This window comes from Maribacter sp. C-4077 (genome assembly GCF_055378385.1).
In genome coordinates this window covers 58,988-77,596 of record NZ_AP038807.1, presented here as the reverse complement: position 1 = coordinate 77,596, position 18,609 = coordinate 58,988, and the positions used below count along the sequence as shown (strand labels likewise).

At 42.4% G+C, this 18,609-nt stretch carries 17 protein-coding genes; 8 read left to right on the top strand and 9 right to left on the bottom strand.

Annotated features, from left to right (window positions below):
• Positions 1 to 13 precede the first annotated feature (13 nt).
• Positions 14 to 1,189, top strand: a complete 1,176-nt coding sequence (locus ACZ41C_RS00385; protein WP_464563485.1) for a GlmU family protein — start codon at positions 14 to 16, stop codon at positions 1,187 to 1,189.
• Between the two features lie 16 nt (positions 1,190 to 1,205).
• On the top strand, positions 1,206 to 2,534 hold the full coding sequence (gene mtaB, locus ACZ41C_RS00380) for a tRNA (N(6)-L-threonylcarbamoyladenosine(37)-C(2))-methylthiotransferase MtaB (RefSeq protein WP_464563483.1): 1,329 nt from the start codon (positions 1,206 to 1,208) through the stop codon (positions 2,532 to 2,534).
• 27 nt (positions 2,535 to 2,561) lie between these two features.
• On the opposite strand, the gene ACZ41C_RS00375 is transcribed toward mtaB, so the two are convergent.
• Positions 2,562 to 2,855 carry a GNAT family N-acetyltransferase gene (locus ACZ41C_RS00375; RefSeq protein WP_138258968.1) on the bottom strand — a complete coding sequence of 98 codons (294 nt, stop codon included), beginning with the start codon at positions 2,853 to 2,855 and terminating at the stop codon, positions 2,562 to 2,564.
• A gap of 164 nt (positions 2,856 to 3,019) precedes the next feature.
• Here ACZ41C_RS00375 and ACZ41C_RS00370 point away from each other — a divergent pair, with 164 nt between their 5' ends.
• Positions 3,020 to 3,682: an alpha/beta hydrolase gene (locus ACZ41C_RS00370; RefSeq protein ID WP_464563481.1), complete on the top strand. Its 663-nt coding sequence runs from the start codon at positions 3,020 to 3,022 to the stop codon at positions 3,680 to 3,682.
• 46 nt (positions 3,683 to 3,728) lie between these two features.
• The gene (locus ACZ41C_RS00365) at positions 3,729 to 4,688 is read left to right on the top strand and encodes a lytic transglycosylase domain-containing protein (RefSeq protein WP_138258966.1); all 960 of its coding nucleotides are present in this window, start codon (positions 3,729 to 3,731) and stop codon (positions 4,686 to 4,688) included.
• Between the two features lie 13 nt (positions 4,689 to 4,701).
• Here the strand turns inward: ACZ41C_RS00365 and ACZ41C_RS00360 are convergent, their stop codons facing one another.
• Complete coding sequence (locus tag ACZ41C_RS00360; protein WP_138258965.1) at positions 4,702 to 5,217, bottom strand: DUF2892 domain-containing protein; 516 nt, start codon at positions 5,215 to 5,217, stop codon at positions 4,702 to 4,704.
• 245 nt (positions 5,218 to 5,462) lie between these two features.
• On the opposite strand from ACZ41C_RS00360, the gene rpmH reads away from it, so the two are divergent.
• Together rpmH and carB are read left to right on the top strand one after the other, a co-directional pair.
• Positions 5,463 to 5,624, top strand: coding sequence for a 50S ribosomal protein L34 (gene rpmH / locus ACZ41C_RS00355; RefSeq protein WP_084696363.1), 162 nt, complete (start codon positions 5,463 to 5,465; stop codon positions 5,622 to 5,624).
• 103 nt (positions 5,625 to 5,727) lie between these two features.
• Entirely contained in the window at positions 5,728 to 8,580 is a 2,853-nt protein-coding gene (gene carB, locus ACZ41C_RS00350; protein ID WP_138258964.1) for a carbamoyl-phosphate synthase large subunit, read from the top strand.
• Positions 8,581 to 8,649: 69 nt separating this feature from the next.
• On the opposite strand, the gene ACZ41C_RS00345 is transcribed toward carB, so the two are convergent.
• From ACZ41C_RS00345 to gndA, 4 genes are all read right to left on the bottom strand, one after another.
• On the bottom strand, positions 8,650 to 10,164 hold the full coding sequence (locus tag ACZ41C_RS00345) for an NADP-dependent isocitrate dehydrogenase (protein ID WP_138258963.1): 1,515 nt from the start codon (positions 10,162 to 10,164) through the stop codon (positions 8,650 to 8,652).
• Positions 10,165 to 10,355: 191 nt separating this feature from the next.
• Positions 10,356 to 11,885, bottom strand: a complete 1,530-nt coding sequence (locus tag ACZ41C_RS00340; protein WP_464563477.1) for a M20/M25/M40 family metallo-hydrolase — start codon at positions 11,883 to 11,885, stop codon at positions 10,356 to 10,358.
• 174 nt (positions 11,886 to 12,059) lie between these two features.
• Entirely contained in the window at positions 12,060 to 12,401 is a 342-nt protein-coding gene (locus tag ACZ41C_RS00335; protein ID WP_138258961.1) for a ribose-5-phosphate isomerase, read from the bottom strand.
• A 15-nt stretch (positions 12,402 to 12,416) separates the two neighbouring features.
• Positions 12,417 to 13,823 (bottom strand): NADP-dependent phosphogluconate dehydrogenase, encoded by a 1,407-nt coding sequence (gene gndA / locus ACZ41C_RS00330; protein WP_464563475.1) that lies wholly within the window; start codon positions 13,821 to 13,823, stop codon positions 12,417 to 12,419.
• A 249-nt stretch (positions 13,824 to 14,072) separates the two neighbouring features.
• Here gndA and zwf point away from each other — a divergent pair, with 249 nt between their 5' ends.
• Together zwf and pgl are read left to right on the top strand one after the other, a co-directional pair.
• Positions 14,073 to 15,608, top strand: a complete 1,536-nt coding sequence (gene zwf, locus ACZ41C_RS00325; RefSeq protein ID WP_464563473.1) for a glucose-6-phosphate dehydrogenase — start codon at positions 14,073 to 14,075, stop codon at positions 15,606 to 15,608.
• Positions 15,609 to 15,619: 11 nt separating this feature from the next.
• Entirely contained in the window at positions 15,620 to 16,333 is a 714-nt protein-coding gene (gene pgl / locus ACZ41C_RS00320; protein ID WP_464563471.1) for a 6-phosphogluconolactonase, read from the top strand.
• Here pgl and ACZ41C_RS00315 read toward each other — a convergent pair.
• Genes ACZ41C_RS00315 through ACZ41C_RS00305 form a run of 3 tightly spaced genes read right to left on the bottom strand, consistent with a single transcriptional unit; the run spans position 16,330 to position 18,600 of the window.
• A complete protein-coding gene (locus tag ACZ41C_RS00315; protein WP_464563469.1) occupies positions 16,330 to 16,878 on the bottom strand; it encodes an acyl-CoA thioesterase in 549 nt (182 codons plus the stop codon). The genes pgl and ACZ41C_RS00315 overlap by 4 nt on opposite strands.
• A complete protein-coding gene (locus tag ACZ41C_RS00310; RefSeq protein ID WP_138258956.1) occupies positions 16,878 to 17,243 on the bottom strand; it encodes a 6-phosphogluconate dehydrogenase in 366 nt (121 codons plus the stop codon). The genes ACZ41C_RS00315 and ACZ41C_RS00310 overlap by 1 nt, the downstream gene beginning before the upstream one ends.
• A 4-nt stretch (positions 17,244 to 17,247) precedes the next feature.
• Positions 17,248 to 18,600 (bottom strand): DNA recombination protein RmuC, encoded by a 1,353-nt coding sequence (locus ACZ41C_RS00305; protein WP_138258955.1) that lies wholly within the window; start codon positions 18,598 to 18,600, stop codon positions 17,248 to 17,250.
• Positions 18,601 to 18,609: the final 9 nt, after the last annotated feature.

The following is an 18,609-nucleotide window of genomic DNA, read 5'->3' as shown; positions in this document are numbered from 1 at the left end:
AAAAAAAATATCCATGAACTATATTCTTTTTGATGGTCCGGAGCGGGAACATCTTTTACCCTTTACTTTTACAAGGCCGGTGGCCGATGTTCGTATTGGAATCATGACCATCAAGGAAAAATGGGAGGCATATTTAAGTACCTCATGTAGCTACCAAACGGAAGCGTATCTACAGGCTAAATTCCCGATGGTTTTACAATCGGATAATATTTTTCTTAACGGAACTATACTGCCCAGTGCCGACTTACTTCAGAATGTCAAAGGTTTGAAGGAACGGGAAGTGTTAAAAAAAGACGACATCATAATCGCATATAGGTCTGCTAATGTCCATAGCGAGGGTGATTGGAGCGGGTACAAAGAAATTGTTTATGATTTTGATTTGTTCCAGGTCAAAAATACCTGGGACATTTTTTCGCTCAATGAAAGAGCCCTACAGGAGGATTTTGATTTTTTAACCAAGGGCAGGGAAAGTCGGCCCATATCAAAAACCAATAGTCTCATCTGTCCGGAACGAATTTTTTTGGAAGAAGGGGCTAAGGTAGAATATAGTATTTTGAATGCTACCGATGGACCTATATACGTTGGCAAGAACGCTGAAATTTGGGAGGGAAGCCTTATCCGCGGTGGACTGGCGCTCTGCGACCATGCCATTGTAAAAATGGGAGGGAAATTATATGGCGCTACTACCATTGGGCCGTATTCCAAGGTTTGTGGCGAGGTCAGCAATTCGGTTATTTTTGGATACTCGAGTAAAGGCCATGAAGGCTACTTGGGAAATGCCGTATTGGGCGAATGGTGTAATATTGGGGCGGATTCCAACAACTCCAACCTTAAGAACAACTATGCCAAGGTGCGGTTATGGAATTATGCAACCGAAAAATTCGAACAGACCGGACTACAATTTTGTGGATTGATGATGGGCGACCACAGCAAAACTGCCATCAACACCATGTTCAATACGGGAACGGTAATCGGCGTAAATTCAAATATTTACGTCCCCGGGTTTCCTAGGAATTTTGTGCCGAGTTTTAGCTGGGGCGGGGCCTCTGGGTTTAGTACCTACATGCCCAACAAGGCCTTTGAGGCCGCAAAGGTTATGATGGCCAGAAGAGGTGTGGAATTTACAGATGCCGATGCCGATATTTTGAACCATGTTTTTGAAATCACCAAAAAATGGCGTAATTACTAAATCGAACACGAATGTTATGAACAAAAAAGTCGCATTTTACACCTTAGGCTGCAAGCTAAATTTTTCCGAAACTTCTACCATTGCCCGAAGTTTGGTAAAAGAGGGCTTTGACAGGGTGGGTTTTGACGAAAAGGCGGACATGTATGTCATAAATACCTGTTCCGTGACTGAAAATGCGGACAAAAAGTTCAAGACCATTGTAAAACAGGCCCAAAAATCAAATCCACAGGCCTTTATTGCGGCCATTGGTTGCTATGCCCAGTTAAAGCCTGAGGAACTTATCGCAGTCGATGGTGTGGATTTGGTTCTCGGAGCCACTGAGAAATTCAACATTGCGGATTATGTCAACGATCTTTCCAAAAACGATATGGGAGAAGTGCATTCCTGCGAAATCCAGGAAGCCGATTTTTATGTGGGAAGCTACGCCATTGGTGATCGAACCCGGGCTTTCTTAAAGGTCCAAGATGGGTGCGACTATAAATGTACGTACTGTACCATTCCGCTGGCGCGGGGAATTTCCAGGAGCGATTCCTTGGAAAATGTACTCAAGAACGCTCAGGAAATTGCCGAACAAGGTATTAAGGAAATTGTGTTGACGGGCGTGAATATCGGGGATTACGGCAAGGGTGAATTCGGAAATAAAAGACACGAACATACTTTTCTGGATTTGGTTAGGGCCTTGGAATATGTAGATGGTATCCAAAGGTTACGGATATCGTCCATAGAACCCAACCTTTTAAAAAATGAAACAATCGATTTTGTAGCCCAAAGCGATCGGTTTGTGCCCCATTTCCATATACCCTTACAAAGTGGCAGTGATGCGCTCTTGAAGCTTATGAAGCGTCGGTATTTAACAGATTTATACGTTGATCGTGTGAAGAAAATTAAGGAGGTGATACCAAATTGTTGCATTGGCGTGGATGTTATCGTTGGTTTTCCGGGCGAGACCGATGCACATTTTCTGGAGACCTATAATTTTTTAAAGGATCTGGATATTTCCTATCTGCACGTTTTTACGTATTCGGAAAGGGACAATACGGAGGCAGCGACCATGGAGGGCGTGGTGCCCAAAAAAATCAGGAATAAACGCAGCAAAATGCTGAGGGCCTTATCGGTTAAAAAAAGAAGGGCCTTTTACGAAAGTCAGTTGGGTGCGGAGTTGGAGGTGCTTTTCGAAGGGGAGAACAAGGAAGGCTATATTCATGGATTCACGGAAAACTATGTAAAGGTAAAAACCCCTTGGAATCCTGAACTGGTAAATACACTCCACAACATACGATTGAAGGAAATCGCGGAGGACGGAATCGTAACTATTGATTTTGTAAATGCAGAAGTTATCGCATAAAAAAAGCTCCATTTTGGAGCTTTTAAATTAGATTCTAATGCCCACCGGCAACATCTCCTTATATTGTCTATTCTTTCTAAGGAATCCCGCTATTTGAGGACTCGTGGGAACCACTCTTAAATTTTGTTCTTGGATGTGATTGAGAACGGATTTAATAAAATCTTCTTTGAAGCCTTCTTGATCTACCTCCTCAGGAACTACCAGCTTTGTTAAAAAGACTTTTCTTTCTTGGGAGGAGTACTCAATTTTAGCGAGATGGCCGTTAATTGTCGTTTCAAATTGGCGCAAGAAAGCGTTGTCCTTAATAATTACATTATTCATATAGTTGATTTAAGTGTTTGGTTTAGACAAAAAATACGATGTTCCCAAATCGCAATTCAATTCTTTTAACAGAAACCTGCTGATTTATAAAAGTTATCAACATAATTATGTTCAAAACTAGCAAAAATTTCCCTACATTCCTAGTTTTTATGACATTTGCCTCTATGGTGGATAAAAAAAAACATGTCTATTTTATGCCAGGAATGGCAGCAAGCCATACCATTTTCGAATATATAAAGCTTCCTGAAGAAAATTTTCAAATGCATTTTTTGGACTGGTTTGTCCCTGAAAAAGGTCAGTCCCTAGGGGCATACGCCAAAGAGATGACCAAGCGTATTGTACACCCAAACCCTATACTATTAGGCGTTTCTTTGGGGGGTATCTTGGTTCAGGAAATGGCAAAACATATATCGGTTAAAAAAATCATCATCGTTTCAAGTGTAAAGCTGAAAAGCGAATTGCCCAAACGGATGTTATTTGCGCGTTACACACAGGTCCATAAATTACTGCCCACGGGATTGGTGAACAATGTGGAACTTTTGGCAAAATACGCCTTTGGTGAAACCGTGGTAAAGCGATTGGAACTGTATGAAAAATATCTTTCCATACGGGATAAGCGCTACATAGACTGGTGCATTCATCAAACCGTAAACTGGAGCCAAATGGAATACCCAAAGAACCTTGTCCATATACACGGTGATAAGGATGCCGTTTTTCCAATCTCGAACATTGACAATTGTACGGTAGTCAAAAACGCCACCCATACCATGATCATTCACAGAGCAAAATGGTTTAATGAGCACCTGCCCACAATTATTTTGGATTAAGATAGTTCTATTAATACCTTTGAGTATCTCTAAACCCTCTATGGCTATGAAAGTTTTAAAAAATATTCTCATGTTTTGCGGTGTGTTTTTTATTGTTGGCACCTTGGTCTTTGCAACGAAATCCACCGAGTTTTCAAATAACGACCCGAAAAAAGTGGTTGCCAATGATTCTATTGAAAAGAACGTTGCGTCTGAGTACCGCATTTCATCTATTGATATCCCCCAAGATTTAAATTTCGCGGGCGAAATTGTTCCCCAGGAAGATCCGGAGATTATGGAGCGTATAGATCGTGAATTTTTGGTGAATACTTATTGGCAATCGAACGCGCTATTATTGATGAAGCGTGCCCATAAATATTTTCCTGTTATCGAACCCATTCTGGCCAAAAATGGCATCCCTGACGATTTTAAGTATTTGGCCGTTGCCGAAAGCGGACTCACCAATGTCGTTTCGCCTGCCGGAGCTACCGGTTTTTGGCAGATCATGCGGGAGACAGGAAGGGAATATGGGCTGGAAATCAATTCCAACGTAGACGAAAGGTACCATTTAGAAAAATCCACCGAAGTAGCCTGCAAATATTTAAACAGATGGAAGGATAAATATGGCAGTTGGTCCTTGACAGCGGCGGCCTACAATGCAGGTCCAGGTTCTATCAATAAGTATATGGGAATCCAGCAAGTTGATAACTACTGGGATTTATTATTGGGCGATGAAACAGGAAGGTACGTATTTAGAATCCTTGCCATTAAGGAAATACTTTCCAATCCCGAAAAATATGGATTTCATTTGGAAAAAGACGACTATTATACCGCAGTACCCACTTTTACCGTGGAAATCGACGAACCCGTTGCCAGCTTTGCCGATTTTGCCCAGCAATATGAAATCAACTACAAAATTTTAAAAAGACATAATCCTTGGCTACGGGAACCACATCTTAATAATAGTTCACGTAAAAAGTACGCTATTGAAATCCCAAATAAGGGATATTATAAGGAAACAAAGTAATTAAGGAACGCTTTTAGATTTTCTTCATTTGTTGCTGCATCATTCGGATCTGTTCGGTGAGCATATTGTTCTTGTCCAATTTTTTTGCCTCGTTCAACAAGGTGGTAGCTTCCCTTTTTCTGCGTTTTTGCATGGAGATTCCGGCAAGGCTCAGTTTTGCCATTGCCACGTCATAATCCATTGTGAGACCTAGTTTTAGAGCTCTTCTAAAATATTTTTCGGCCTGGGTCAAGTTGGTTTGGGAGTGGATAATCCCATGAAGATAGTTATAGTAGCCCTGCTGTTTTGTTATTAAGGCACTTTCTGGATTTTTTATTTTGGAAAGCCATTTTTCGGTTCCCGCAAGATCTTGTTTCCGCATCCTTAAAAAGGCCAATAGGATGATTTCGTTCCTAAAATACAGGAAGATGAAAATGAGCGACAGAAGTATCAAGAAAATTCCGTTACCTATATTTCCTTCTATAAATTGGTATATGGCATACGCAATGATAAGCCCGGCAATGACAAGTTTTATGTTTTTATTGAACATCGTTAGTTATGATTAAAATACGTTGGGTTTGCCTTTAAAATAGAATTGATAAAGAACGATAAACCCATGGAATTTGATTCGGGCAAAATTAGGGAAAACCTAGCTTTTTGAAAGAATGGATTTATTAAAATATTTTTTTCGATACCTCTTGCCAAAGACAAAACTCTTTGTATATTTGCACCCGGTTTTACCTATCCATTGGTAGGACTTCAAACGATAACATTCAGCGATTAAAAGTATAGGCGATGAGTAAGAGAACATTTCAACCATCTAAGAGAAAGAGAAAAAATAAGCACGGATTCCGTGAGCGTATGGCGTCGGTCAATGGAAGAAAGGTTCTTGCCAGAAGAAGGGCAAAAGGTAGAAAAAAACTAACCGTATCCTCTGAGCCACGACACAAAAAGTAATGTTTTGTAGATAACTTTTAAAAAAAGGTGCTGCTTCTTTAAGTTCAGCACCTTTTTTTTGACCTAATTTTGAAAATTTAGATAACGAGAAACTAGTATTGGAATGCCTAAAAGAAAAGATTTAAATTCAATTTTGATTATTGGTTCCGGGCCAATTATTATTGGTCAGGCTTGTGAGTTCGATTATGCGGGAAGTCAGTCCCTTCGTTCCCTAAGGGAGGACGGTATAGAGACAATTTTGATCAATAGTAACCCGGCCACTATTATGACCGACCCTTCCATGGCGGATCATGTCTACTTGAAACCCTTGACCACAAAATCGATTGTTGAAATCTTAAAGGCACATCCACAAATCGATGCCGTACTGCCCACCATGGGAGGTCAGACTGCACTAAACCTTTGTATAGAGGCCGATAAAAAAGGTATCTGGGAAGATTTTGGCGTAGAGCTCATTGGGGTGGATATCGATGCCATTAACATTACGGAGGATCGCGAAAAGTTCCGCGAACTTATGTTGAAAATCGGTGTTGGGATGGCGCCTCAGGCTACCGCCACTTCTTTCTTAAAGGGAAAGGAAATCGCTCAGGAATTCGGTTTTCCCTTGGTTATAAGGGCTTCCTATACCTTGGGCGGGGCTGGAGCTTCCATCGTTTACAGGCCGGAGGATTTTGACGCTTTGTTGAGCCACGGATTGGAAATTTCCCCTATACATGAGGTAATGATAGACAAGGCCTTAATGGGCTGGAAGGAATATGAATTGGAGCTGTTGCGGGACAAGAACGATAATGTGGTCATCATCTGTACCATTGAAAATATGGATCCCATGGGAATCCATACAGGTGATTCCATCACCGTAGCACCCGCTATGACCTTATCCGATAGGACCTTCCAAAGAATGCGGGATATGGCGATTAAAATGATGCGCAGTATCGGCGATTTCGAGGGCGGTTGTAATGTTCAGTTTGCCGTGAGTCCGGATGAAAAGGAAGATATCATAGCCATTGAAATTAACCCTAGGGTTTCGAGATCATCGGCCTTGGCTTCAAAAGCAACCGGGTATCCCATTGCAAAGGTCGCCACAAAACTGGCCATTGGCTATAGCTTGGACGAATTGGAGAATCAGATTACCAAATCCACATCGGCCTTGTTCGAACCTACCTTGGATTATGTGATCGTAAAGATACCCCGTTGGAATTTTGATAAATTCGAGGGGTCTGACCGTACCTTGGGACTTCAAATGAAATCCGTAGGAGAGGTAATGGGAATTGGGCGTTCTTTCCAAGAGGCTTTACATAAAGCCACGCAATCCCTTGAAATTAAGCGAAATGGCCTAGGTGCCGATGGAAAAGGATATAAGGATTATGACCAGATAATTAGCAAGCTCACCATCCCTAGTTGGGACCGGGTATTCGTCATCTATGATGCGATTCAGATGGGGATTCCGCTGAGTAGGATCCATGATATAACCAAAATAGATATGTGGTTCCTGAAGCAGTATGAGGAGTTATATCAACTGGAAAAGGAAATATCAAAATACACCATTGCGACCCTATCCAAAGAACTTTTATTGGAAGCCAAGCAAAAAGGTTTTGCCGACAGGCAGATTGCCCATATGCTGGATTGCTACGAAAGTGAGGTCTACAACAAACGTACCGAACTGAACGTAAAGAGGGTTTACAAATTGGTGGATACCTGTGCGGCCGAGTTCAAGGCGATGACGCCGTATTACTATTCCACCTTTGAGGAGGAGATCGAAAAGCCGGATGGTACACGGTACGTGGAGAACGATAGCGTAGTGACCGATAGAAAGAAAATTGTGGTTCTCGGCTCGGGTCCCAACCGGATAGGGCAGGGGATAGAGTTCGATTATTGCTGTGTGCACGGGGTTTTAGCGGCGGCGGAATGTGGTTACGAGACCATTATGATCAATTGTAATCCGGAAACCGTTTCCACCGATTTCGATACGGCCGATAAACTCTATTTTGAACCTGTTTTCTGGGAACATATCTATGATATCATCCGCCATGAAAATCCGGAAGGGGTAATTGTGCAGTTGGGTGGCCAGACAGCATTGAAACTGGCCGAAAAGCTTTCCAAGTACGGTATAAAAATTATAGGCACGAGTTTTGAATCCCTGGATTTGGCCGAGGACAGGGGAAGCTTTTCAGATCTTTTAAAAAAGAACGATATTCCATATCCTAGGTTTGGGGTAGCGGAAACGGCCGAGGAAGCGTTGACACTTGCAGATGAACTGGATTTTCCCTTGTTGGTACGCCCTTCCTACGTGTTGGGTGGACAAGGCATGAAAATCGTCATTAATAAGGAAGAATTGGAAGCCCATGTGGTGGACCTGCTTCGGAAAATCCCGAACAACAAACTGTTACTGGACCATTATCTGGATGGAGCCATTGAAGCGGAGGCAGATGCCATTTGTGATGGCAAGGATGTTTACATCATCGGTATTATGGAACATATTGAACCTTGTGGGATTCACTCGGGCGATTCCAATGCGACCTTGCCACCGTTTAACCTTGGGGAGTTTGTAATGCAACAGATTAAGGACCATACCAAAAAGATTGCTTTGGCCTTAAATACGGTCGGTCTTATTAATATACAATTTGCGATCAAGGACGATATCGTGTATATCATTGAGGCGAATCCACGGGCTTCCAGAACGGTGCCGTTTATCGCAAAAGCTTACAAGGAACCGTATGTGAACTATGCGACCAAGGTGATGTTGGGCGAAAAGAAAATAAAGGATTTTGATTTTAAACCGCATCTGGAAGGGTATGCCATCAAGCAACCTGTGTTCTCATTCAACAAGTTCCCGAATGTGAATAAAAACTTAGGGCCCGAAATGAAGAGTACCGGCGAAAGCATCCTGTTCATTGATAGCTTAAAAGATGACGAGTTCTATAACTTGTATGCGAGAAGGAAGATGTATTTGAGCAAATAAAATACGTTAAAAGCCAAAATACAAAAACCCATATCCGAAAAGGTATGGGTTTTTCTTTAGTACAACCATTTACTCACCTTGTCCCAAGGAGAAACCGCGTTGTCCATCAAATTCATACAGGTTTTCCGTTTTTATTACGTCATATCCATTTTGATACAATTTGGACAAGAGGGCAATAACCTGTTCATATTCCACGGCAATATATTGAGGTTCCTTGGTTTCAATAGTAGAGGAATTTGAGACGAAGCGACACCTCCAGTGATCCGTGCAATACGTTTCTTTCAATCCCTCGGGGAACACTTTGACGCCTCTATTGGTAATCATTTTTAGCTTTAGATTGTGTGATTTGACCCTCATAAGTCCCCCTCCAATCATTTCTGGGTCTTCTCCTTTCCAATCGATAAAAACATCAACACCCACAAGTTGTTTTGTTGTTTCTTTTCTTTTGAAATTGGGGATCTCTATTTTGCCCGTACCTTTGGCCAACGTGCTAACGGGCAGGTTTTTGGGAGTTTTTCCAAGGCGTTCTATGACGGCATCCGCGAAGGCTTCGGTACCCACCTTCTTTTTGCTGATGTTGCCCTGGAATATGTCGGCCGTATGAATCCCGTCCTCTAAGGTGGTCAACCAAGCATTTTTGATTGTATCGGCCACTTCGGTCTGCCCGATATGGGCCAACATCAGAATCGCGGCATTCAATAATCCGGATGGATTGGCAATCTTTAGACCGGCAATATCGGGGGCAGATCCATGAATCGCTTCGAACATCGCTACTTTTCCTCCAATATTTGCAGAACCCGCCATCCCAACGGAGCCAGCAGTTTCGGCCACAATATCCGAAATGATATCCCCGTAAAGGTTAGAGGTAACAATGACATCGTATTCCTCTGGTACGGTAGCTAATTTTGCAGATCCTATATCGATAATTTGGGAATTGCTTTCAATTTCAGGATATTCCGCGGCAATTTCCTTAAAAACGGTATGAAACAGTCCGTCGGTGAGTTTCATGATATTGTCCTTGACCATACAGGTCACCTTTTTTCTGTTGTATGCTTTCGCATATTCAAAGGCATACCGTACGATTTTCTCACAGCCTGGCCTAGTAATCAGTTTTAGGCACTGCACAACATCATCCGTTTGTTTGTGTTCTATGCCTGCATAAAGGTCCTCTTCGTTTTCTCGAATAACCACAATGTCCATATTTGGAAAATGGGTCTTTACATAGGGATGTAGTGCACTCACGGGCCTAACATTGGCAAAAAGTCCTAATGACTTTCGCAACGTAACGTTCAAACTTTTATAGCCTTTGCCCTGAGGCGTGGTAATGGGCGCTTTGAGTATGACACTATTTTTGGAAATGGCTTCCCATGCCTTTTCGTCTATTCCAGCACTGTTGCCGGACAGATAGACTTGTTCGCCAATTTCGATGGATTCCGTTTCTATGTTTGCTTTCGCAGCCTTTAAAATTCTCAAAACGGCCTTCATGATTTCCGGGCCAATTCCATCACCTTCTGCGATGACTATTTTGGTCGTTTGGCTTTGTTGTATTTTTTTCTCGGGCGCTACTGCTGGACTGTTTCTCATCTTTGTCGATTTTGTTTCCAACAAAGATCTTAAAACTAAATCATAAATTTTTATTTATATTTAATATAATAAACATTAAAATATTTTATAAATAAAAAATGATACTTTATAGCCTCCTTGGTATTTAGAATTCTGACTACCCAAAGGTTTGTTTTTAATAGGAAGTATGCCTGATACTATCTGAAGTCCATTTATAACCTTTCATTTAGGATGGCTATCATCGTTTGTATTCCCTCCCGGTAATTTCCCAATCTTAGGTTTTCATTAGGGCTGTGCTGATTGTTGTCCCTGTTTACGGTAGGGACTGTAACTGCAGGAATGCCCAAAGTGTTGACGAAGGGCGAGATAGGAATGGATCCCCCGCTCATACGTATTCGTATGGGTGTTTCTCCAAAGGCATTTTCAAGTGCACGCGTAAGCCATAGGCCTACTTCGGAATCAAAATCGGTTCGAAAGGATTGGTATGAAATTTCATGGGTTAGGGTAGCGATTTTTGGATGTTCCAACCGTTCTTCCTTGGTCGGTTCCCGATCAATGACCACATATCCTTGGGATTTAATATGATCTTTGATCAATGTAATCAATCGTTCTGGGTCCGACTCCAATACCAGTCTTACATCCAATTCCGCTACCGCGCGATCCGGAACAATTGTTCTAACTTTCTCATAGACCCATCCAGATTGCATCCCTCTAATATTCAATGATGGATACTGAATAGCCTTCTGATAATAGGTTCCCACTTTATCCGTCTCCGCTATTTGAAGCCTTTCCATAATTTGTTCTTCGTTATCGGGTACGGCCCTTAATATCTTTTCCGTTGCATCATCGATATGGATACCCTCATAAAACCCATCGATTGTTACTCGCCCTTCCTCATCTTTCATGGATGCCAGCAATCTGGAAAGTCGTAGTGCCGGATTCGGCGCATAATTTCCAAAATGCCCACTATGCTGGGGGACAACCGGACCGTATGTGGTTAGTTGCAGGGTGGCAATTCCCCTGGCCCCAAATGTCAAGGTAGGTCTATTGGTGATATGTCTTGGGCCATCGAAAATAATTAGCATATCCGCAGAAAGTAGGTCTTTGTTCCGGATTACAGCATCTGGAAGCTGCGGGGAACCCAGCTCTTCCTCAAAATCCATAATGACCTTAATATTGTAGTTGGGGGTAATTTCATTTTCACTGGTAGCATCCATTGCCGTTAAGAACATGGAAACCGGACCTTTTGCATCACTCGCAGAACGCGCGAACACGCGCCAATCATCATGATAATCCTTGACAGATTCCCAAGAAATGGGAACCCAATCTCCTGAATTGTTCAATTTTTTTAGTGTTGGAATATATGGACTCTGCTGAAACCATTTTGTGGAATCCACAGGTTGTCCGTCAACCTGTAAGTAGATAAGAACGGTTTTTTTGGCATTTTTATATTTCCTTTCGGCAAGTAATAAGGGAACAGTTGTGGTCTCCAATCTTTGTGTTGAAAAACCTCTATTACCGAAAGCTTTCTCACACCATTGTACGTTTTTTTCTATGTCTTCCTTGAAAAATGCATCGTTGGGAATACTCAAAAGCTCTTTTAACATTGGAAAGGAAGCTATAGTATATTGATGGGCCAGTTCCTTAATTTGGTCCTTTTGCAGTTTTTGACCGAATTGCTTCTTTGGGATTAGGAAAAAAACTAGAATAAAAAGTGCGGTGATACGAGCTGACTTGAACATTTGGTGATTTTTTACGAAAAATACGTAAAATGTAGTTCTTATGTACGGATTGGCTTGGAGTCTATATATCAACAAATAGAAGCCAAATTAAAAAAGCTTTTTCGAATAGGACGGGAAAACGGCTTACCAATGAATGTGAAAATCAGCCAAACATGTCATTGAAAGTTGGCCAATTCAATTGAACCAAACCGCATACCTTTTCCGTCGCAATTGCAAGGCCAGCATACGTTCCATTTTTAGTGCCTCTTCCTTTGTCGCTATAGGTTTTATGTGGTTATAAAGGCTCCCACGTAGATATAGGCCATATTTTTTTACGATATTGGAAGAAATATTTACGCCCTTTTTACTTAAAACACCATTTTTATGTTGTTCAAAGCGCTCCTTGGGTGTTTTACTGGTCATTCCTACATACAGACATTCCAGGACCCCATTGAACTGAGGGTTTGCTTCCCGAAACTTTCTATGTTCCGTAAAAACCTTTTTATGAAGTTCTACTACATAGATACTATAGGGCATATACAACAATGCGCATTACTCCTTTTCCCATTCCGTATGATAAATACCCTCCCTGTCCAATCGCTCATAGGTATGTGAACCAAAATAATCCCGCTGTGCCTGTATCAGGTTCAAGGGCAGTCTACTAGATGTGTAGGCATCAAAATAAGTTAGGGAATTGGAAAGTCCGGGTAATGGAATCCCATTTTTGGCTCCGTAAGCGACCAGTTCCCTAGCAGAATCTACCGTGACCTGTACCTTTTCGACGAAAGTTGGAGACATTAGCAGATTTGGCAACGAGGGGTTCGCTTCAAAAGCTTCCGAAATATCCGCCAAAAGTCCGGCCCTTATGATACATCCGGCACGCCATATTTTGGCAATTTCTGCAATATTCAAATCGTAACCGTACTCTTTGGACGCATCTGCCAATTGATGTAATCCCTGGGCATAGGTGATAATAAAGGAAAAGTACAGGGATTCTTCCGCCAATTTTTCCATGGTGGCCTTATCCATTTTTTTCAGCTTGGGTCGGTCGTACAGCCTATCGGCTTCGATACGCTCGTCCTTTAGAGCCGAAATTTCGCGCATACTTACAGCAATATCTATGGATGGAACGGGTATACCCAAATCCATTGCGTTCTGGCTGGTCCATTTGCCCGTTCCTTTTTGCTTCGCCTTGTCCAGGATTTGATCGACCAAACGTCCTTCGGCCAAATCGTCCTCCTGCTCAAAGATTTCTGAGGTAATCTCCACTAAAAAGGACTGCAATCGACCTTTGTTCCAAGCATCAAAGGTTTTGTGAAGTTCATCATTGTTGTAATCAGCTCCCTTTTTTAGTATATCATAGATTTCCGAAGTTAACTGCATCAGGCCATATTCTATACCATTATGCACCATTTTCACATAGTTCCCGGCCGATTTGGGTCCCAAATACGCTACGCAAGGTTCCCCTTGATATTTTGCCGCAACTGCCTCAAAAATCGGTTTTACATGCTGATAGGCTTCCCTGTTTCCACCTGGCATGATGCTTGGACCTTTACGGGCTCCCTTGGCGCCACCAGAAACGCCGGCACCAAAGAAATTGATGCCTTTTTTGGCTAGGTAAGCTTCCCGTCGATCTGTATCGGTGTAAAAGGAGTTTCCTCCATCAATGATCAAATCGCCCTCATCCAAATTGGGTAGAAGGGATTCAATGACCATATCTACGATTTTACCTGCAGGCACCAGCAGCATAATTTTTCTAGGGGTAGAAAGTGCTTCCAAGAAGGTTTTGCTATCGGTTGACGCATTTACCTTGCTTGTATCCCCACCTTCCTTAATAAGGGCATTTACCTTCTCCGGGTCCAAATCATTGCCATAAGCCGTAAATCCGTTGTCCGATACGTTCAAAATAAAATTACGGCCCATTACACCAAGCCCCACCATGCCAAAATCATATTTCATCTCTTTTTTTTTATTGTTTTTCATAAGTCATACCTCGGCTACGCTCAGCACAGGGTTGAGATTTGCCAATAAGCCTCTTTGTTGGTATCAAGACTTGTTATGGCTCAATTCATATCCTTAAATGCTATTTCCTGGCATCTCGTTTATTTCAAAAGTAAGCCAAATAATCTATAATTCTTCCCTAATAATCATCATCCCATTGGTATTGGCAATGGTTTTCGATACTTTTAAGCTTCAAATATAAAATTGATGAAGAGGAAAACGGAAAATCAAATGTTGGTCATTTTTGGTGCTTCGGGGGACCTGACCGCAAGAAAGTTGGTGCCTGCATTGTACAGCCTGTACGTTGAAGGCCAATTGCCCGAGCATTTTGTTGTGTTGGGAACGAGCAGAAGTGATATGACTGATACGGATTTTCGAAACCAAGTCGTACTGGAAAGTAACTATTTAAAGGGAACCCTGAAAAATTCTGACGAAGCCAAAATCAAGAGGTTCGCGGAAATGTTTTTTTATCATGACCTTGGTGCGTCCTATGATGTGGATTATGAGCCTTTGAAGAAACGAGTGGTAGCACTAAAGGATGAAAAGGGCACCAAGGGAAACATTATGTATTACCTTTCCACACCTCCCAGACTCTATGAGACCATTGCGAAAAATCTTGCAAGTGCCGGCCTCAGCACTCAAAACAATGGATGGAAACGTTTGATCGTTGAGAAGCCTTTTGGCTATAGTCTGGAGACCGCCAAAGCTTTGAACGAAGGGCTTCAGGAACATTTTAAGGAATCCCAGATCTATCGTATTGACCATTATTTGGGAAAGGAAACGGTGCAAAACCTATTAGTGACCCGTTTCGCCAATAGTATTTTTGAACCTTTATGGAACAGGAACTATATAAAACATGTAGAGATAACGAACGCTGAAAGTGTTGGCGTTGAAAAGCGCGGCGGATATTACGATAAATCGGGGGCACTTAGGGATATGTTCCAAAACCATTTACTTCAAATCGTATCCCTAATTGTCATGGAGCCGCCCATAGGGGATAAGCCCGAGGAAATTAGGGACGAAAAGGTAAAGGCATTGAAATCCCTAAGGACTATGCGCGATGAAAAGACTTTGCATGATAATACCATCCGTGCCCAATATATGGCATCAGATATTCAAGGAAAAATGGTAAAGGGCTACAGGGAGGAAGAGGACGTTGACCCGGATTCCACGACGGAGACTTTTGCCGCCATTAAATTTTATGTGGACAATTGGCGCTGGAAGGACGTTCCATTTTACGTGCGGACGGCCAAACGTATGCCCACAAAAGTAACCGAAGTGGTCATACATTTTAAGACGCCGCACCATCAGATATTCAAAGAATCAGGTATCCATAACAAGGACAATAAGCTGATAATCAGAATACAACCTGATGAGGGTATCCTAATAAAATTTGGTGTCAAGGTACCGGGACAGGGCTTTAAGGTAGAGCGTGCCAACTTGGATTTTTATTATTCCAGTTTAAAGGAGACACATGTTATGGAAGCGTATGAGCGTCTGCTTTTGGATGCCATGCAAGGTGATGCTACCCTGTATGCCAGAGCGGACGAGGTGGAGGCCGCATGGGAATTCGTTGATCCCATTTTGGACTATTGGCAAAATGGAAAGGACGTGCGGATGTATGGCTATCCATCCGGTACTTGGGGTCCAAGAAATTCGGATGATTTGATAGAGGGGAATGGTTATTGGAGAAACCCAGGGGCACATCTTACGGATGATGAGAACTATTGCGTTCTTTGCTAATATTGTAGACTATGGATATAAAAATATATACCGATAAAACGAAAGTAGCCCTTGAATTCTCGAAATTCTTGGCCAATTTTATGGAAGGACGGGATGTAGTCCATATCGCCTTATCCGGAGGAAGTACGCCCAAAATAGTGTTCGATGTCTTGGTTTCTTCCTTTAAGGATAAAATCGATTGGGCAAAGGTTCACTTCTATTGGGGCGATGAGCGTTGTGTACCTCCAACGGATGCTGAAAGTAATTATAAGATGACGTTTGAGTATTTATTGTCCAAAATAGAACTACCGGAAGCAAATATCCACCGCATCAAGGGCGAGGATGATCCTAAGGAAGAAGCACTACGCTATTCGAAATTACTCGATGCGAAACTTCCTCATGTTGACGGCATACCTCAATTTGATTTGGTCATTTTGGGTATGGGTGATGACGGACATACGGCCTCCATTTTTCCCCATGAAATCCAATTATGGGATTCCGATATGAATTGTGAAGTCGCGATTCATCCGGATTCCGGGCAGCGTAGGGTAACCATTACCGGAAAAATCATCAACCACGCAAAAACAGTGGCTTTTTTGGTAACCGGGGCTGGAAAATCTGAAAAAGTGAGGATAATTACCCAACGGGAATCGGGATACGAAGCATATCCAGCATCCTTGGTAAACCCAAGTTCTAATGAATTGGTATGGTTTTTAGACGAAGATGCAGCTTCGGAAATTTCTTAGGAACCTAGTTCCAATTTGCAGTTTTCGTTTTGTAGTTCCGCTAAATATGGGTCGGCCTTAAAATTATAGGATTCAAACTTGGTATCCCGTTCCTTGGCCTCCAGTTTGCGGTATTTGCTTCGGGCGAATCGTCGGACACCTTGCTTGTCCGTCACGATCAAACCAGGTACGGGAACACTATTCCCATTTTCATCCTTGGCCACCATGGTAAAATAGGAGGAATTGCAATGCCGTTTCTTTCCCGTGGTGATATTTTCGGAATCTACCCGAACGCCCACCACCATTGAGGTTCTCCCCGTATAATTGATAGATGCCCTAAGAGTAACCAATTCCCCAACCTCTATAGGATTCAAAAAATCCACCCGATTTACCGAAGCCGTCACGCAATAGCGTTGTGAATGTTTGGACGCGCAGGCAAAGGCAATTTGATCCATTAAGTTCAGTATGTGGCCACCATGTACTTTTCCGCCAAAATTGGAGTGGGATGGCAGCATGAGCTCCGTAATCGAAACTTGGGAATTCTTTACAGTTTTAAATTCTTGCATTAGTTTCTAAAATGTGGGGATTGCTCCTGTTCGACCTGGGTTATAAAGTATTTGGTATCGCCCAACCAAAAGAAGGTAGCATAGCGCTCCGTGTAGTTGACTTTTACGTACTGACCTTGGTATTCCTTCAGTTTTTCAATGACCTCCTTGTCCTTATCCAATACGGAAAAAGCAAAAATCTGCGCCCCGGAAATCCCTTGGCTTATTTCACCCTCCCAAGTTTTTACCAAAACACCCTTATTACTGATTTTTATAAGTTCCCCAGAGCGCACGCCCTCACTGTAGGGAACGAAGTAGATAAAGGCATAGATCAAGGCAAGCAGCACCGCACAACCGCCAAGAAAGAGGAATAATATTCGCTTCATATAATTATAGATTTAACCTAGGTTCCTGTTCTTCCTCAAAATCATCTTCTTTGGCCCTTTTGAGAATGGGTTCAGGAAGCGATTTTTTGGCCTTGGCGCCCATTTTTTTCAATTTCTCAATACTCGTAATGATATTACCGCGACCCTCGAACAATTTGTTCATGGCGCCCTTGTATTCCGTTTTTGCCTCGTCCATCTTTTTGCCCACTTTCGTAAGATCGGACACAAATCCCTCGAATTTATCATATAAGGCGCCTGCCTGTTTGGCAATCTCTATCGCATTTCTTTGTTGCTTTTCGTTGTTCCACATGCTGTCTATGGTGCGTAGGGTTGCCAACAGGGTCGATGGTGTCACAATGACGATATTTTGTTCAAAAGCCTTGTTGTACAAAGTGTTGTCGTTGTTTATGGCAATGGCGAAGGCCGGTTCAATGGGCACGAACATAAGGACGAAATCCGGACTCTCCATTTCATAGAGATCCTCATATTTCTTGGCGGACAACTGGTCCACATGCCTACGGAGCGAATTGATATGATCCTTCAGAAATTTTTCCTGAAATTCCTCCTCGGCATTGATATAACGCTCATAATCGGTCAGGGATACCTTGGAATCCACGATCATTTTTTTACCATCCGGGAGGTTGATGATAACATCGGGCATTACCCTGGATCCGTCTTCGCGTGTAAAACTCTGCTGTACACTGTATTCCCGGTCCTTTTCCAAACCGGATTTCTCCAGTACGCGCTCCAATACCAATTCGCCCCAGTTCCCCTGCATTTTACTGTCCCCTTTAAGGGCTTTGGTAAGGTTTTCCGCTTCTTGGGTGATTTTCAGGTTTTGGGTCTGCAGGTTCAGTAATTGCTCTTTTAAAGCCGAATGGATACTGATATTTTCCTTCTGACTTTCCTCCACCTTTTTTTCGAACAGTTGTATTTTTTCGTTTAGCGGAAGAAGAATGTTCCGGATATTCTTTTCGTTGCGCTCCGTGAACTTTAGGCTTTTCTCCTCCAAGATTTTATTGGCCAAATTCTCGAACTCCTTGGTGAATTTCTCCTGAAGTTTTTCGACTTCCTCTTTCTGCTCCTGATTCTTCAATTGGAGGTTTTCCAAATCTGCCTGGTAGCGCACAATCTGATTGCCCAACCGCTCTTTTTCTGACCGGAGTTCCTCACGCTCGTTCTCTAGGGTCAGGTTCTTATTTTCGATTTGGGTCCTTGCAAGCTCCAATTGCCTGTTTTCTTCTTCCAGTTTACTATGGCTGGACTTGGTCTTTAAATTTTGGATATAGTGCCCCAAAAAAAAGCCAATTCCCAAGGAAAGGATTGCTATGATGATATAAAGTAATGTCTCGTTCATCGTTATTGA

What these genes read in the sequence shown, in the direction of transcription:
- ACZ41C_RS00310 (WP_138258956.1), bottom strand. Translation starts at nt 17,243, where the DNA reads ATGAAGCGAATATTATTCCTCTTTCTTGGCGGTTGTGCGGTGCTGCTT.
- ACZ41C_RS00305 (WP_138258955.1), bottom strand. Translation starts at nt 18,600, where the DNA reads ATGAACGAGACATTACTTTATATCATCATAGCAATCCTTTCCTTGGGA.
- ACZ41C_RS00360 (WP_138258965.1), bottom strand. Translation starts at nt 5,217, where the DNA reads ATGTTCAATAAAAACATAAAACTTGTCATTGCCGGGCTTATCATTGCG.
- ACZ41C_RS00340 (WP_464563477.1), bottom strand. Translation starts at nt 11,885, where the DNA reads ATGTTCAAGTCAGCTCGTATCACCGCACTTTTTATTCTAGTTTTTTTC.
- gndA (WP_464563475.1), bottom strand. Translation starts at nt 13,823, where the DNA reads ATGAAATATGATTTTGGCATGGTGGGGCTTGGTGTAATGGGCCGTAAT.
- carB (WP_138258964.1), top strand. Translation starts at nt 5,728, where the DNA reads ATGCCTAAAAGAAAAGATTTAAATTCAATTTTGATTATTGGTTCCGGG.
- ACZ41C_RS00335 (WP_138258961.1), bottom strand. Translation starts at nt 12,401, where the DNA reads ATGCCCTATAGTATCTATGTAGTAGAACTTCATAAAAAGGTTTTTACG.
- ACZ41C_RS00365 (WP_138258966.1), top strand. Translation starts at nt 3,729, where the DNA reads ATGAAAGTTTTAAAAAATATTCTCATGTTTTGCGGTGTGTTTTTTATT.
- ACZ41C_RS00375 (WP_138258968.1), bottom strand. Translation starts at nt 2,855, where the DNA reads ATGAATAATGTAATTATTAAGGACAACGCTTTCTTGCGCCAATTTGAA.
- pgl (WP_464563471.1), top strand. Translation starts at nt 15,620, where the DNA reads ATGGATATAAAAATATATACCGATAAAACGAAAGTAGCCCTTGAATTC.
- zwf (WP_464563473.1), top strand. Translation starts at nt 14,073, where the DNA reads ATGAAGAGGAAAACGGAAAATCAAATGTTGGTCATTTTTGGTGCTTCG.
- ACZ41C_RS00315 (WP_464563469.1), bottom strand. Translation starts at nt 16,878, where the DNA reads ATGCAAGAATTTAAAACTGTAAAGAATTCCCAAGTTTCGATTACGGAG.
- ACZ41C_RS00345 (WP_138258963.1), bottom strand. Translation starts at nt 10,164, where the DNA reads ATGAGAAACAGTCCAGCAGTAGCGCCCGAGAAAAAAATACAACAAAGC.
- ACZ41C_RS00370 (WP_464563481.1), top strand. Translation starts at nt 3,020, where the DNA reads ATGGTGGATAAAAAAAAACATGTCTATTTTATGCCAGGAATGGCAGCA.
- ACZ41C_RS00385 (WP_464563485.1), top strand. Translation starts at nt 14, where the DNA reads ATGAACTATATTCTTTTTGATGGTCCGGAGCGGGAACATCTTTTACCC.
- rpmH (WP_084696363.1), top strand. Translation starts at nt 5,463, where the DNA reads ATGAGTAAGAGAACATTTCAACCATCTAAGAGAAAGAGAAAAAATAAG.
- mtaB (WP_464563483.1), top strand. Translation starts at nt 1,206, where the DNA reads ATGAACAAAAAAGTCGCATTTTACACCTTAGGCTGCAAGCTAAATTTT.